General features: G+C 67.5%; 15 protein-coding genes and 4 tRNA genes. 5 read left to right on the top strand and 14 right to left on the bottom strand.

Annotation, left to right across the window (positions count from 1 at the left end):
• The 12 genes from ACW7G3_RS08970 to ACW7G3_RS08915 form a co-directional block, all read right to left on the bottom strand.
• Positions 1-316, bottom strand: a 316-nt coding sequence (locus ACW7G3_RS08970; protein WP_456982375.1) for a GTP-binding protein, incomplete at its 3' end; no start/stop codon positions are given.
• Between the two features lie 73 nt (positions 317-389).
• Positions 390-465 (bottom strand) — tRNA-Thr (locus tag ACW7G3_RS08965).
• Between the two features lie 56 nt (positions 466-521).
• Positions 522-595, bottom strand: a tRNA-Gly gene (locus tag ACW7G3_RS08960).
• A gap of 16 nt (positions 596-611) precedes the next feature.
• Positions 612-697: transfer RNA gene (locus tag ACW7G3_RS08955), tRNA-Tyr, on the bottom strand.
• Positions 698-867: 170 nt separating this feature from the next.
• Entirely contained in the window at positions 868-1,959 is a 1,092-nt protein-coding gene (gene ychF, locus ACW7G3_RS08950) for a redox-regulated ATPase YchF (protein WP_456973339.1), read from the bottom strand.
• Positions 1,960-1,966: 7 nt separating this feature from the next.
• On the bottom strand, positions 1,967-2,548 hold the full coding sequence (gene pth / locus ACW7G3_RS08945; RefSeq protein WP_456973341.1) for an aminoacyl-tRNA hydrolase: 582 nt from the start codon (positions 2,546-2,548) through the stop codon (positions 1,967-1,969).
• 51 nt (positions 2,549-2,599) lie between these two features.
• On the bottom strand, positions 2,600-3,274 hold the full coding sequence (locus ACW7G3_RS08940; protein ID WP_456973343.1) for a 50S ribosomal protein L25/general stress protein Ctc: 675 nt from the start codon (positions 3,272-3,274) through the stop codon (positions 2,600-2,602).
• Between the two features lie 80 nt (positions 3,275-3,354).
• On the bottom strand, positions 3,355-4,314 hold the full coding sequence (locus ACW7G3_RS08935; RefSeq protein ID WP_456973345.1) for a ribose-phosphate diphosphokinase: 960 nt from the start codon (positions 4,312-4,314) through the stop codon (positions 3,355-3,357).
• 45 nt (positions 4,315-4,359) lie between these two features.
• A tRNA-Gln gene (locus tag ACW7G3_RS08930) sits at positions 4,360-4,436 on the bottom strand.
• On the bottom strand, positions 4,399-5,307 hold the full coding sequence (gene ispE, locus ACW7G3_RS08925; RefSeq protein ID WP_456982374.1) for a 4-(cytidine 5'-diphospho)-2-C-methyl-D-erythritol kinase: 909 nt from the start codon (positions 5,305-5,307) through the stop codon (positions 4,399-4,401). Before ispE ends, ACW7G3_RS08930 begins: the two co-directional genes overlap by 38 nt.
• A gap of 2 nt (positions 5,308-5,309) precedes the next feature.
• Positions 5,310-5,927, bottom strand: coding sequence for a lipoprotein insertase outer membrane protein LolB (gene lolB / locus ACW7G3_RS08920; RefSeq protein ID WP_456982373.1), 618 nt, complete (start codon positions 5,925-5,927; stop codon positions 5,310-5,312).
• Positions 5,928-5,980: 53 nt separating this feature from the next.
• Positions 5,981-7,705 carry a tetratricopeptide repeat protein gene (locus ACW7G3_RS08915; protein WP_456982371.1) on the bottom strand — a complete coding sequence of 575 codons (1,725 nt, stop codon included), beginning with the start codon at positions 7,703-7,705 and terminating at the stop codon, positions 5,981-5,983.
• 79 nt (positions 7,706-7,784) lie between these two features.
• On the opposite strand from ACW7G3_RS08915, the gene hemA reads away from it, so the two are divergent.
• From hemA to ACW7G3_RS08890, 5 genes are all read left to right on the top strand, one after another.
• A complete protein-coding gene (gene hemA, locus ACW7G3_RS08910; protein WP_456982369.1) occupies positions 7,785-9,059 on the top strand; it encodes a glutamyl-tRNA reductase in 1,275 nt (424 codons plus the stop codon).
• Entirely contained in the window at positions 9,037-10,125 is a 1,089-nt protein-coding gene (prfA, locus tag ACW7G3_RS08905; protein ID WP_456982368.1) for a peptide chain release factor 1, read from the top strand. Before hemA ends, prfA begins: the two co-directional genes overlap by 23 nt.
• A gap of 44 nt (positions 10,126-10,169) precedes the next feature.
• Entirely contained in the window at positions 10,170-10,688 is a 519-nt protein-coding gene (moaB, locus tag ACW7G3_RS08900; RefSeq protein ID WP_456982367.1) for a molybdenum cofactor biosynthesis protein B, read from the top strand.
• A 210-nt stretch (positions 10,689-10,898) separates the two neighbouring features.
• On the top strand, positions 10,899-11,192 hold the full coding sequence (locus ACW7G3_RS08895; protein ID WP_456973361.1) for a hypothetical protein: 294 nt from the start codon (positions 10,899-10,901) through the stop codon (positions 11,190-11,192).
• A gap of 116 nt (positions 11,193-11,308) precedes the next feature.
• Positions 11,309-12,418 carry an alkene reductase gene (locus ACW7G3_RS08890; protein ID WP_456982366.1) on the top strand — a complete coding sequence of 370 codons (1,110 nt, stop codon included), beginning with the start codon at positions 11,309-11,311 and terminating at the stop codon, positions 12,416-12,418.
• Between the two features lie 21 nt (positions 12,419-12,439).
• Here ACW7G3_RS08890 and ACW7G3_RS08885 read toward each other — a convergent pair whose 3' ends face one another.
• Positions 12,440-13,030, bottom strand: coding sequence for a redoxin domain-containing protein (locus ACW7G3_RS08885; RefSeq protein WP_456982364.1), 591 nt, complete (start codon positions 13,028-13,030; stop codon positions 12,440-12,442).
• Complete coding sequence (locus ACW7G3_RS08880) at positions 13,027-14,295, bottom strand: YihY family inner membrane protein (RefSeq protein WP_456973367.1); 1,269 nt, start codon at positions 14,293-14,295, stop codon at positions 13,027-13,029. Before ACW7G3_RS08880 ends, ACW7G3_RS08885 begins: the two co-directional genes overlap by 4 nt.
• Between the last annotated feature and the right edge of the window lie 26 nt (positions 14,296-14,321).

Genomic DNA, 14,321 nt, shown 5'->3' with positions numbered 1-14,321 from the left:
ACACCAGGATCGCGCCGTCCATCTGGGCAGCACCGGTGATCATGTTCTTCACATAGTCCGCGTGACCCGGGCAGTCCACGTGGGCGTAGTGACGGGTCTCCGACTCGTACTCCACGTGCGAGGTCGAGATCGTGATGCCACGGGCCTTTTCTTCCGGAGCGCGGTCAATCGCGTCGTACGCGCTGAAATCACCGCCGAAACGCTCCGCGCCCACCTTCGTCAGCGCCGCCGTCAGCGTCGTCTTGCCGTGGTCAACGTGACCGATCGTGCCCACGTTCACGTGGGGCTTGGTGCGCTCGAACTTGTCCTTTGCCATGGTTGCGTATCTCGTCGGAACTGGAATGGATGTGGGGAACCGCGCGCACCCCCTACCGGGGGTGCTTGTGATGTGGTGCTCACGAATGGAATCGAACCATCGACCTCCTCCTTACCAAGGAGGTGCTCTACCGACTGAGCTACGTGAGCGTATTGAACCTGGTTGTCTTGCCTGCCTGAGAATCCTGCAACCGCGGGTAGATCAATGGAGCGGGAGACGGGAATCGAACCCGCACCATCAGCTTGGAAGGCTGAGGTTCTACCGTTGAACTACTCCCGCGCCGCGTGATGCATCGTGGTGGAGGGAGGTGGATTCGAACCACCGAAGGCGTAAGCCAGCAGATTTACAGTCTGCCCCCGTTGGCCGCTTGGGTATCCCTCCGGTCGACATTTCTCGTAGCCGGTGAAACAGCCCGTAATTTTCACCATAAAGCGGGCCGTTGTCAACGCATGAAATTCATTTCCCCGAAAAACCTTGTTTCAGCACGCTGCGGAAGCCTCCGGGGGGAGGCACCATGCCTGTTCAGGCCACTGAATGCAACAGGTCCGGGCTCAGACGTTGAACCGGAAGTGCAGCACGTCCCCTTCCTTCACCCGGTATTCCTTGCCTTCCAGCCGCAGCCGCCCGGCCTCGCGGGCCCCGGCCTCGCCGCGATAGCGGATGAAGTCGTCGAAAGCGATGGTTTCAGCGCGGATGAAGCCTTTTTCGAAGTCCGTATGGATCACTCCGGCGGCCTGCGGCGCAGTGGCGCCACCCTTGACCGTCCACGCGCGAACCTCCTTCACGCCGGCGGTGAAATAGGTCTGCAGGCCCAGCAGCTGATAGGCGGCGCGGATGACACGGTTCAGGCCCGGCTCCTCCAGCCCCAGGTCGGCCAGGAACTCACCCCGGTCGGCTTCGTCCAGCTGGGCCAGCTCTTCCTCGATCACCGCCGACACCGGTACCACTTCGGCGCCCTCGGCCTCGGCCCGGGCACGCACGGCGTCCACGTGGGGATTGTCGATGAATCCGTCCTCGAGCACGTTCAGCACGTACATGACCGGCTTGAGGGTCAGCAGGAACAGGTCGCGGACCAGTTCGCGTTCGTCTTCGTCCAGACCGATCGCCCGCGCCGGGGTGCCGTCCGACAGCGCCTTGTAGAGCTGATCGAGCACCGGCATGCGCGCGATGGCGTCCTTGTCGCCGCCCTTGGCCGCCCGCTCGGCGCGCTGGCGCGCCTTTTCCACCGACTCCAGGTCGGCCAGGGCCAGCTCGGTGTCGATGGTCTCGATGTCCGAGATCGGATCCACCTTGCCCGCCACGTGAACAATGTCCCCGTGCTCGAAGCAGCGCACCACGTGGGCGATCGCATCGACCTCGCGGATATGGGCCAGGAACTTGTTGCCCAGGCCCTCGCCGCTGGAGGCACCGGCCACCAGGCCGGCGATATCGACGAACTCGATCACCGTTGGCAGCACCTTCTGCGGATTGATGATCTCCGCCAGCTGCTGCAGGCGCGGGTCCGGCACCGGCACCACGCCCACGTTGGGTTCGATGGTGCAGAACGGGAAGTTGGCCGCGGCGATCCCCGCCTTGGTCAGCGCATTGAACAGGGTCGACTTGCCGACGTTCGGCAGGCCGACGATGCCGCATTTGATGCCCATGTGAGTTCTAGTCCGTGCGTGTATGGAGCCGGGTCATGGCGTCCATGAAGTTGCCCTGCGCGGCCAGTGGCAGCGCATCCAGGGCGCTGTCGATCGCCCGCGCAATCAGAATGTCGTCCTCGGCCGAGGGACGCCCGAGCACCCAGGGGGTGACCATGTCCTTGTGTCCCGGATGACCGATGCCGATGCGCAGCCGGTGGAACCGGCCGTGACCGAGCAGGCGCATGGTGTCGCGCAGCCCGTTCTGGCCGCCGTGGCCGCCATCGAACTTGAGCCGTGCAGTGCCCACAGGAAGGTCCAGCTCATCGTGCGCCAATAGCGCCTGCTCCGGATCAATTTTCCAGAACTGCAGCGCGGCAAGCACTGATTTACCGGACAGGTTCATGAAGGTCGCCGGCCTCAGCAGCCGTACCGGCTCACCGCCCAACTGGACCTGCGCGGTCTCACCGAACAGCTTGGCGTCCAGCCGGAAGCGCTCACCGGCACGCTCGGCGAGCGTATCCAGAAAGCGGAACCCGGCGTTGTGCCGGGTCCGTGCATATTCCGGGCCGGGATTGCCCAGCCCGACGATAAGACGCAGTCCTGCCATCGTAAAAACGCAGACCTGCCGCGCCCGATGGGGACGCGGCAGGCAGTGCGCTTACTCGTCCTTCTTGTCGGCTTCGTCGGAAACCTTGGCTGCCGGCACGTCGGCGGACGGCTCCTCGCCTTCTGCCGGCTCTTCCTCGACTTCGACGCGGGCCGGACGCGCGGTCACGATCGCATCGTCGTGATCCTTGCCCAAGGCCAGCTGCGGAATCTCGACGCCCTCGGGCAGCTTGATGTCCGACAGGTAGAGGGTGTCGCCCAGCACCAGCGCCGACAGGTCCACCTCGATCGAACCAGGCAGGTTCTTCGGCAGGCACTCGACCGTGACCTCCCTGAGTTCGTGGCTGACCAGCACGTCGGCCAGCTTGCCGGCCGGGGAGACTTCCTCGTTGATGAAGTTCAGCGGCACCGAGGTGCGCAGCGTCTCGCCGGCGGTCACGCGCTGGAAGTCCAGGTGCAGGATCTGCTGCTTGTACGGATGGCGCTGCATGTCACGCAGCAGCACCGGCTGCACGTCATCGTTGAGGCTCAGGTCCAGGATCGACGAGTAGAACCACTCGTGCTCGCTGGCCAACAGCACATCGTTGTGGCTGAGCTGGATATTGACCGGCGGCAGATCGCCACCGTAGACAATTGCAGGCACCTGGCCGCTGTGGCGAAGGCGGCGGCTCGCACCCTTCCCTTCGTCCTCGCGGCGCTGGACCTTGATTACCTGTGAAATGGGCATGTTTTCTTACTACCTTGGTTGATGAGCCGCCTCACGGCAGCCTGGATGACTCTTCCGCGACCAGAAGAGCCTGGATTGGTTCAGTCCACGTAGAGCGAGCTGACCGACTCGCCGAACGCGATCCTGCGGATGGTTTCGCCCAGCAGCTCGGCGACGCTGAGCTGGCGGATGCGATCGCAGGCCTCGGCGGCCTCCGACAGCGGGATGGTATCGGTGACCACCAGCTCGTCGAGCTGGGAGTTGTTGATGTTGCTGATCGCGGCCCCGGACAGCACCGGATGGGTGCAGTAGGCCACGACTTTCCTGGCGCCGTTTTCCTTCAGCGCCGCGGCCGCGGCACACAGGGTGCCGGCGGTGTCGATGATGTCGTCCACCAGCACGCAGGTCTTGCCGCGCACGTCGCCGATGATGTTCATCACCGTGGCCACGTTGGCGCGCGGACGGCGCTTGTCGATGATTGCCAGGTCGGCGTCGTCCAGGCGCTTGGCGATCGCCCTGGCCCGCACCACGCCGCCAACATCCGGGCTGACCACCACCATGTTGTCGGTGCCGTGCGCGCGCCAGATGTCGGCCAGCAGCAGCGGCGAGGCATAGACGTTGTCCACCGGGATATCAAAAAACCCCTGGATCTGGTCGGCATGCAGGTCGATGGTCAGCACCCGGGCGGTGCCGACCGCACCGATCATCTTGGCCGCCACCTTGGCCGTGATCGGCACTCGCGACGAACGCAAGCGGCGGTCCTGGCGGGCATATCCGAAGTACGGGATCACCGCCGTCACGCTGGCGGCCGAGGCGCGGGTCAGCGCGTCCACCAGCACCAGCAGTTCAACCAGGTGCTCGGCGGCAGGCGCGCAGGTGGACTGCAGCACGAACACTTCCTGCCGGCGCACGTTCTCCTCGATCTCGACCTGCACTTCGCCGTCGGAGAACTTCGACACCAGCGCCTTGCCCTGGCGCGCGCCCAGCTGGCGACACACGGCCTGGGTCAGCGGCCGGTTGGCGTTGCCGGAGAAGATCAGGATGTTGCGATCTTCTTTCATGTGATGTGTGCGCATTGGTGATTGCCGTGACGGAAGGTGCCGGAATGGCAGGGGCGGCAGGATTCGAACCTGCGGATGCCGGGATCAAAACCCGGTGCCTTGGACCTCTTGGCGACGCCCCTGTGGAACCGTATTTTCAAGTGCCTGATACAGCGTGGACCGCGCCATGCCTTCCGCCACCCAGGCCCTGAGGCCGGCTGGCAGCGCGGCGCGCGCCGCTTCGGCGGCCTCGCAGGTTGCGAATTCGACGAAACAGCCGCTGCCCGTCCCGGTCAAGCGCGGTGAGCCGACGCGCGCCAGCTCGGCGAACACGGAATCGATGACCGGTTCGCGGCGGCGCAGCACCGGCTCGAACGCATTGCCGAGCGGAGCTCCCGAAACAAAGTCCGCTATTGTCGCGGGCTGGGCATTGCGCGTCAATTCTGGAGTCTGGAACAGCTCCGCGGTTCCCACCCGCACCCCTGGATCCACCAGCAGATACCAGGCTGGCGGCAGCTCCAGCGGCGTCAGCCGCTCGCCCACCCCCTCGGCCCAGGCACTGTGGCCGCGCACGAATACCGGCACATCCGCGCCCAGTTGCAGGCCCAAAGCCGCCAGCCCGGGCGTATCCATGCGGGTGTTCCACAGCCGGTTCAGCACCATCAGCACGGTGGCGGCGTTGGACGACCCCCCGCCAAAGCCGCCGCCCATGGGAATGCGCTTGTCCACGGCGATATCGGCGCCCTGCCCGGTGCCGCTGGCCTGCTGCAGCATCCGCGCTGCACGCAGCAGCAGGTTGGAATCATCCGGAACGCCGGCCAGCCCGGGGCCGTGCATCCGGACAAGACCGTCCGGACGCGGACGCAGAAACACCGTATCGCCCCAGTCGAGCAGCCGGAACGCGGTCTGCAGGCAGTGGTAGCCGTCCCCACGCCTGCCGGTGATGCGCAGGAAGAGATTCAGCTTGGCCGGCGCCGGCCAGCGGCTCCAGCCGTCCCCGTCAGGCCCGCCCATGCTCAGCTTCCGCCGGGCGCAGGCGCGCCCAGCGACCACTCGTCAACCATCAGGCGCACCCGGGCCTGGCCGCGCTCGGCGTCGATCCGGGCCGGCAATGCCGTTGCCTCTGCGCCCGGCCCCTCCGGCGGCTGCCAGCGCACATAATCAATCGTCCAGCCGCCCTGGCGAATCCGCACCAGCCGTCCTTCGGCGGAAAACTCCAGCTGCGCGGCCCCGAATGTGGCCTGATCAGCGCGGGTTCCGGCAGCCCACGCCGCTAGCGCAGCAATGGGAACCTCCATGCCAGTTGCCTCGTACAGCAGCTCCATCGGATCCGGCCCCTGCAGCGGCCCGCCGTCCAGGCCATCGATGCGGGCACCGCCAGGGCCGGCGGACAGGCTCCAGCCCTGGCGTGTAACCGGCGCCCTGAGCATGACCCGGTATTCCCGCTCCGCCTGCCACCACTCCAGCCGCCCACTGCCGCCGTCGCTGCCATTGGAAAGCGCCACCCGGCCGCTGAAGGCCACCGGGCCGGCAGCAGTCAGCAGCGCCTCACGGGCGGACACCCGAGCCTCGGCGGCGGCCAGCGCAGGCCCGGACAGCAGCGCTGAATCCGGCGCGCGTACGGGCTGGCTCACGCAGCCGGCGAGCGCGAGCGCAGCAAGCAGAGCCAGCAACCGACCCGCTGCAATCACAGCTCCACTCCCGTCAATTCCAGCGATCTCAGCAGGGCCCGATTTTCAGGGTCAAGCTCATGCGCCTTTTCGAAGAATTCCCGCGCCTCGTCGTGCCGCCCGAGCACCCACAGCACCTGGCCCACGTGCGCGGCCACCTCGGCTTCGCGCAGCATCGACCAGGCCCGGCGCAGCTCCACCAGCGCCTCTTCGTGCCGGCCCAGCTGGTACAGGACCCAGCCGTAGCTGTCGATGATATGGGCGTTGCCCGGCTCCGCCAGGCGTGCGCGATCAATCAGGGCCAGCGCCTCCTCGTAGCGCTCGGTGCGGTCGGCCAGGGTGTATCCCAGCGCGTTGAGTGCGTGTACGTTCTCCGGCTCGGCCACCAGCAGCCGGCGCAGGTCGGCTTCCGCCCGGTCGATGTCGTCGCGCCGCTCCCACATCAGCGCGCGTGCGTAGAGCAGCGCGCCCTCGTCCGGCCAGATGGCCAGGCCGCGGGCGTAGACATCCAGCTCACCCGGCGCGTCGCCGGCCTCGCGCCGCAGCTCGGCCTCCATGAGGTAGGAGTCCCGGTGCAGGTCTTCGTCGATGGAGGCGTCGGCCTGCAGCGCGCGTAGTTCGGCAAAGGCGTCCTCGCGGCGATCGAGGTCGAACAGGGCCTTGGCTGCGCGCAGCCTGGCGATATCCCTCTGCACTCCGCCGGGAACGCTGCGGTACCACTCCAGCGCCTGGCCTGGACGCTCCATGTATTCGGCCAGCTGACCGAGCAGCAGGCGCCAGCCCGGATGCGGGGCGTCGGCGCGCGCGGCCAGCTCGTCGTACAGCTCTTCCAGGCGCTCGCTGTCTTCGGCGCGCACCAGCAGGGAGGCGCGCATGGCGTAGCTGCGCTCGTCCTGCGGCCCCATGGCCATCACCCGCGCGGCGGACTCCAGTTCCTCAAGCTGCTCATACTGGGCGGCGATCGCCAGCCGCAGCTCGGGCGACTGCAGCGCCTGGGCTTCGATCCGCTCCAGCGCCTCCCGCGCGGCCTCTTCATCGCCTCCCTCCCTGGCCTGGGCTGCACGCAGCAGGGCCACGCGCGGCTCGTCCGGGAAACGCCGCACCACTTCTGTGACGATGCGACTGGACAGCTTTTCGTCGCCAAAGCGCTGGGCCAGCCCGCCAAACCCCAGCCAGGCGCGAAAATCGTCGGGCACGGCGTCGGCATCCAACAGCCGCCCCAGGATCCGCGCCGAAGCCTGCTGGTCGCGGGTGCCCGTGCCCAAGGCGCCCACCGCGTAGCCCCAGGCGCGTGGGTCAGGATCGCGCAGCAGGCGCTCCAGCTCCCGGCGCGCGCGCCGGTCACGTCCGGTACGCAGCAACCAGCTGGCCTGGGCCGAGCGCATGGACAGGCTTTCCGGCGCCAGCGCCCGCCACTGCTGCAGCGCCTCGCCCAGCAGGACGTCGTCGTTCTCCACCAGTGCCACCTGCACCGCCCTCTCCACCAGGGCGGCGTCGCCCCCTGCGGCGTCGGATGCCTGGAGGAACCAGCGCACGGCTTCGTTCAGCTTCCCCGCACGCAGCGAGAACTCGGCCGCCATGGTGGCACCGACGGCATCGCCAACCTCAGCGGGAGCCGGCTCCTGTGCACTCGCAGCGACTGGCAACACCAGGGCCGCAGCCAGCAACCAGCTGCGCAAAACAGGACCGATCAGCCCCCGGCCACGGACTGGAAGGCGGTGTTTGGCATATGGAACAGGCATTGCGGGCGGGCGGGCCGTAAAATAGGGGAATCGGAAGCAAGCTTATAGCAAGCCACTGAACGGACCAGACACCAGCAACATGAGCATCATCGCCCTGGGCATCAATCACCGGAGCGCCCCCATCGCCCTGCGCGAACGGGTGGCATTCTCCGGCGATGCGCTGTCCATTGCGCTGGCCCAGATGCGCGCTCTGCCCTCGGTGCGGGAAGCCGCCCTGCTCTCCACCTGCAACCGCACCGAGCTGTATGCGGTGGCTGAAGACGGGGGCGAATCCCTGGTCGACTGGCTGGGCAGCGTGCCCGGCGGCGCCGGCGATCTGCGCGCCTACCTGTACCACCATCAGGGGAACGACGCGGTGCGGCACCTGTTCCGGGTGGCCACCGGGCTGGATTCACTGGTGCTGGGCGAGCCGCAGATCCTGGGCCAGGTGAAGGAAGCCTGGACCATCGCACGCGGCGCCAGGTCCCTCGGCAGCCAGCTCGACCGCCTGTTCCAGCAGGCTTTCGTGACTGCCAAGCGGGCGCGCACCGAGACCCGGATCGGCAACAGCCCGGTATCGGTGGCTTCGGTCGCGGTGCGGCTGGCGGAAGAGTCCTTCGCCCGGCTGGATGAATCGAGCGTGCTGCTGGTGGGCGCCGGCGAGACCATCGAACTTGCGGCCCGGCACCTGTCCCAGGCCAAGGTGAAGCGGCTGATGGTGGCCAACCGCACCCTCGCCCACGCCCAGGACCTGGCCTCCCGCCACGGCGGCGTGGCCCTGCCGCTGGCCGAAATCGACCGCCACCTGGCCCAGGCTGACGTGGTGTTTTCCGCCACTGCCAGCCGCGAGCCGGTGCTGCGCCACGACCAGGTGGAAGCGGCGCTGAAGGCCCGCCGGCACCGGCCGATGCTGCTGCTGGACCTGGCGGTACCGCGCGACATCGCGCCCGAAGTGGCCAATCTGAAGGACGCCTACCTCTACACCGTGGATGACCTGGAACGTTCCGTGGAGGACAACCGCCGCAACCGGCGTGAAGCGGCGGAAGCCGCCGAAGCCATCGTGGAGCTGCAGGTGGCGCGTTTTTCCGAAACGCTGGCCGTCAGCCACATGACCGGCCCGCTGCGCCGGCTGCGGGCACACGGGGAAAGCGCGCGCGAGGACGTCCTGGAACGGGCCCGTCGCCAACTGGCCGCTGGCCAGGATCCGGAGCAGGTGATCGAACGCCTCGCCCACACCCTGACCAACCGCCTGCTCCATGCGCCCACCGCCGCGGTGCGCGAAACCGCCCGCAGCGGCAACACCGAACTGGCCCACGCCCTCGATCGAATCCTCACTTCCGAACGCACACGCGATGCTTCCGACCCTGCGCCATAAGCTGGAGGCGCTGGCCGAGCGTCGCGATGAACTTGAACGCATGCTTGCCGATCCCGATGTGGCCGGCGACCAGACCCGGTTCCGCGCCTACTCCCGGGAATTTTCGCAGCTGGAGCCGCTGGCGGTCGCGCTGGCCGATGAAGTGCGTGCGCGCGCCGACCTGGCCGAAGCCGAGACAATGCGTCGCGATCCCGAGCTGGGCGAGCTCGCCGAGGAGGAAATTGCCAGCGCAAGCGCCCGGCTGGAGGAGCTGAACCGCGTGCTGCTGGGACTGCTGGTGCCGCGCGACGCGCGCGACGACGGCGATCTGTACCTGGAAATCCGCGCCGGCACCGGCGGCGACGAAGCCGCCATCTTCGCTGGCGACCTGCTGCGCATGTATGGCCGCTATGCCGAAAACCGTGGCTGGCGGCTGGAAGTCGAATCAGCCAACCAGGGCGAGCACGGCGGATTCCGCGAGGTGATTGCCCGCATCGAAGGCAAAGGCGCCTATGCAAGGCTCAAGTTCGAGTCCGGTACCCACCGCGTGCAGCGCGTGCCGGAAACCGAATCCCAGGGCCGGATCCACACCTCGGCCGCCACCGTGGCCATCATCCCGGTGGAAGACGAGACCGAACCGGTTGAACTCAACCCTGCCGACCTGCGGGTGGACACCTTCCGTTCCTCCGGCGCCGGCGGCCAGCACGTGAACAAGACCGACTCGGCCATCCGCATCACCCACTTGCCCAGCGGAGTGGTGGTGGAATCGCAGACCGAGCGCTCCCAGCACGCCAACCGCGACAAGGCCATGAAACGGCTGAAGGCGATGCTGGCCGAGGCGGAGGCCACCCGCCGCGCCGCCGCCACCGCCCACACCCGCAAGCTGCAGGTCGGCAGCGGCGACCGCAGCCAGCGCATCCGCACCTACAACTACCCGCAGGGCCGGATCACCGATCACCGGGTGGAAGGCCTGACCGTCTACGACCTGCCCAATGTGCTGGAAGGCGGCCTGGACGGGCTGATCGACCGGCTCGCCAGCGAGCACCAGGCCGAAGAGCTGGCGCAGATGGCCTCGTCCGGCAACTGAGCGGCCGCGTGGCGCGGCGGCGCTGGAGCCGCTACGCTCACCGGATGAACGCAAACGATCAATCCACTCCCCTTTCCATCTGCGTGCTGACCGTTTCCGACAGCCGCACCCCTGAAACCGATACTTCCGGCGACTGGCTGGTCCAGGCCCTGCTGGCGGAAAGCCACCGCCTGGCCGACCGTGCCCTGCTGCCCGACAACCGCTACCTGCTGCGGGCCAAAGTGTCGCAGTGGATTGTCGATGAAGCGGTGGACGGCATCATCGTGACCGGCGGGACCGGCTTTACCGGGCGCGATTCCACCCCGGAGGCCCTGCTGCCGCTGCTGGACAAGGAAATGCCGGGCTTCGGCGAGCTGTTCCGCGCGCTTTCGTACGAAGAGATCGGCACCTCCGCCCTGCAGTCGCGCGCGTTCGCGGGCGTGGCCAACGGCACCTTCCTGTTCTGCCTGCCGGGCTCCACTTCCGCCTGCCGCACCGGCTGGGAAAAGATCATCCGCGAACAGCTGGATGCACGCACCGGACCCTGCAACCTGTCCACGCTCCGGCCCCGCCTGAAGGAATAGGCCATCAGGCTGGCAGCCGCCCGGGACAGTGCAACGCAGCGGCACCTGTGGTGCCGACTGGCGCTGGCCTGCCTGCTGCTGCTTTCCCTGTCCGGCCAACGTGCCCAGGCGCAGGAAGAGGACGGATCCCACGGTGACGGCATCGCCGGTGCCACTCAGACTGAGCCGGAAGACCCGTCCGCCGCGGTCACCAACTTCGACACCGTCCGCGTGGTCGGCAAGCGCCCGGAGTGGGTTGATCCGTTCGCATTCCGGCCCCTGTTTGATCCGGACGCCAACACGTTCCAGCGCCACTGGAACGAGCCACCCAGCGTGGAGGATGTGTCCCTCAGCGGGGGTTACATCCTGCTGGGCATCAACTACGGCCTGCTGAAGGCCGCCGAAGCGGTGACCAGACTTCCGGGATGGAAGCATCAGGTGCAGCCTGCAACTGCCCGACCACCGCCGCTGGATGCCGCGCAGGCGGAGCGCGCCGCGCGCCTGCGCGATGCACAGGACCCTTGAGTTCACGCGCGGGAATCAGGCGCGGCGGGACCTTGCGTTCCATCAGTCAGCGCCACAAGCCGGGCCAGACCCCGTAAATTGGGCCCATCTGTTACCAATTTCCGGGATTCCACCCAATGTCCACACTGTTCAAGAGCTTCGACCTGCACGGGCTGCCGCTGCGAAACCGCATCGTGATGGCGCCGATGACCCGTTCGCGCGTGCCGAGCACGGTGCCCGATGCTCTGACCGCCACCTACTACGGCCAGCGCGCGAGCGCCGGCCTGATCATTACCGAGGGCGCCCAGGTGTCCGAGCAGGCCCGTGGGTATCTGTTCACGCCCGGAATGCACACCACCGCGCAGGTGCAGGGCTGGAAGGCCGTGACCGCCGCCGTGCACGAGCGCGGCGGCGCCATCTTCGCCCAGCTCTGGCACGTGGGCCGTGTGGCGCACTGTTCGGTGCAGCCCTACGAGCGCGCGCCGGTGGCGCCGGTCGCGGTGGCGGCGAAGGATGTGAACGCTTTCGGTTACCGCGAAGACGGCACCCCGGGGCAAATGCCGGTGAGCACGCCGCGGGCGCTGCGAACCGATGAAATCCCCGGCATCGTCGCCGATTTCGTGGCCGCGGCACGCAACGCGATCGAGGCCGGATTCGACGGCATCGAGATCCACGGTGCCAACGGCTACCTGTTCGAACAGTTCATCAATGGCGGCCTCAACACGCGCGACGACCGTTATGGCGGCCCTGATATCGACAACCGCCTGCGCCTGCTGCTGGAGACCGTCGATGCCGTCTCCGCGGCCATCGGCGCCCACAGGACCGGCGTGCGGGTGTCTCCGTTCAACCGGATCTTCGACATGCCCGCCTTCGACGGCGAGTCGGACACCTGGATGGCGCTGGCCCGCGAGCTTGAGCAGCGCAAGCTGGCCTACGTGCACCTGAGCAACCGCGGCAGCGTGCTGGCCAATGCCGGACGCGAATTCCTGAAGGAGTTCCGCGCCGCCTGCGGGGGCACCTTCATCATCGCCGGCAACTACGACCGGGCTGGTGCCGAGGCCGACCTGCACGACGGGTTCGGTGACATGGTCGCCTTCGGCCGTCCGTTCATCTCCAACCCGGACCTGGTCGATCGCCTGCGCAACGGCTGGCCTCTGGCCGATGCCGACGAGGGCAGCTTCTACGGCGGCGGGGCGGCGGGCTACACCGACTACCCGGCGTTCGAAGAAGAGCCGGCAACCGCGTAGCGGAAGGTTCGGGGGCCGGTTTTACCCCACCGGCTCCGAGGCCTCTCCTGCCAGCGCCGGTCCACCCGCTTCGGCGATCGCGGCCTCGATGTCACGTGCGCTGATCGGCCCCAGGAACTGCCTGGCCACGCTGCCATCGGGGGCGATCAGGTAGGTCATGGGCAGTCCCCGCGGCGTGTCGAAGTCCGACGGCGGATCGTAGACGTCGATGATCGCGATCGGATAGGTCACCGGATACTGCTCGAGAAAGCCGCGCAGCGCATCCTCCTCGATGTCCTCATAGGCCAGCCCCACCACCTCGATGTGCTCGCGCATGCTGGCCAGCGCCGAGAGCTCGGGCATTTCCTCGCGGCACGGCGCGCACCAGGTGGCCCAGAAATTCACCACCACCCACTTGCCCCGATGGTCGGCCAGGTCGTACTGCGCTCCGTCAAGGGTCTGCAACTGCAGCGTAGGCACGGTGGGTGCCCGGCTTTCGCCCGGTTCCTCTGAAACCGTCGCCGCCGGCGACTCCGGTGCGGCGACCGGCTCAGCCGGCGATGAGTCTTCACGCTGGCAGGCGGCCAACACCGCGCAGGCCAGGATCAGGGCCAGCAGGTAGCGCTTCTTCATGTGTCCTCCCTGGGAAAGTCATACAGGCTGCCGACCCTGCGCCTGAGGTGCTCGCGCAGGGGCAGGCGAAGCTCGTCCACTGCGGCTGCTGCGGCTGCGCCCAGCGCATCGTCGCGGCATGGCAGGCGTGCCTCGGAGATTGGCACGCGCAGCTGGCAGGCTTCGTAAAGTTCGGCCAGGGTCAGGTCATCCAGATCCCGCGCCAACAGCCATTCACCGGTTTCGGCGCGCATGACCAGGCCGATCTCCGTCAGCTGCCCCAGCATCTGCTGCACCAGGCTGTCGGTCAGGCACGGTTCCAGCGCCTGCAACTCGTCGCTGTGCAATCCCTTCCCGTCGCGCCGCGCTTGGGCAAAGCGGCCCAGCAGACGCAACAGTCCGTACATTTCATAGCCTTCCGGCAGGCGCATGGCCGCCGGCTGGTAGCGGAATGCCGAAACCGAGGCGGCAAACGAAGCGCCCAGCAGCACCGACACCCACGCCATGTAGATCCACAGCAGCAGGATCGGGAAGAACGCCACCTGGCCGTAGATGCGCTCGTAGGCATCGAAACTGCCCAGATAAAACGCCATCAGGCGCTTGAGGACCTCCAGCAGCAGCGCGGCCAGCAGCGCGCCGGCGAAGGCATGGCGCCATTTGACCGTGCGGTGCGGCACCACCCGGTAGATGGTGGCAAACGCCAGCAGCTCGATGACGAACGGCGCCAGCCCCACCAGATTGCGCTGCAGCCACGCGCCCGACACGGTGCGGAAGATGTCCAAAGCGAACACGCTGGTCACCACCGCGATCGACGCGCTGGCCACCAGCGCGCCCAAGGTCAGCACCGTCCAGTACACCAGGAAGCGGGAGATCTGCGGGCGTGCCGCCTTCACCCGCCAGATCCGGTTGAAGCTGGTTTCCACGCCCTGCAGGGTGATCAATACCGTCACTACCAGGGTGATGACGCCGACCGCGGTGAGCTGGCCGGTATTGGCCGAGAACTGCAGCAGGTAGGATTCCACCGCCTGCGCTGCGCTGGGAACGAAGTTGGTGAAGATGAAGTCCTGCAGCACCGCGCTCCACTGCTCGAACACCGGAAACGCCGACAGCACGCCGAAGATGACGATCGACAGCGGCACCAGGGCCAATACCGTGGTGAACGACAGCGCGCCGGCGGCTTCAAGCAGCCGGTCGTCGAAGAACCGCCGCCCCAGGAAACGCACGAAGGAACGCGCGCGTGCGCGGTCAGCCAGGCGGTCCTTCCAGTGGTACGTCGATGCTCCCATCGCAGCGAGATTACCCGAAGACAGCG

The sequence above is a fragment of the Luteimonas sp. A478 genome, from assembly GCF_054052025.1.
The sequence above is the reverse complement of the archived record's forward strand: the minus strand, read 5'-3'. Positions and strand labels throughout refer to the sequence as shown.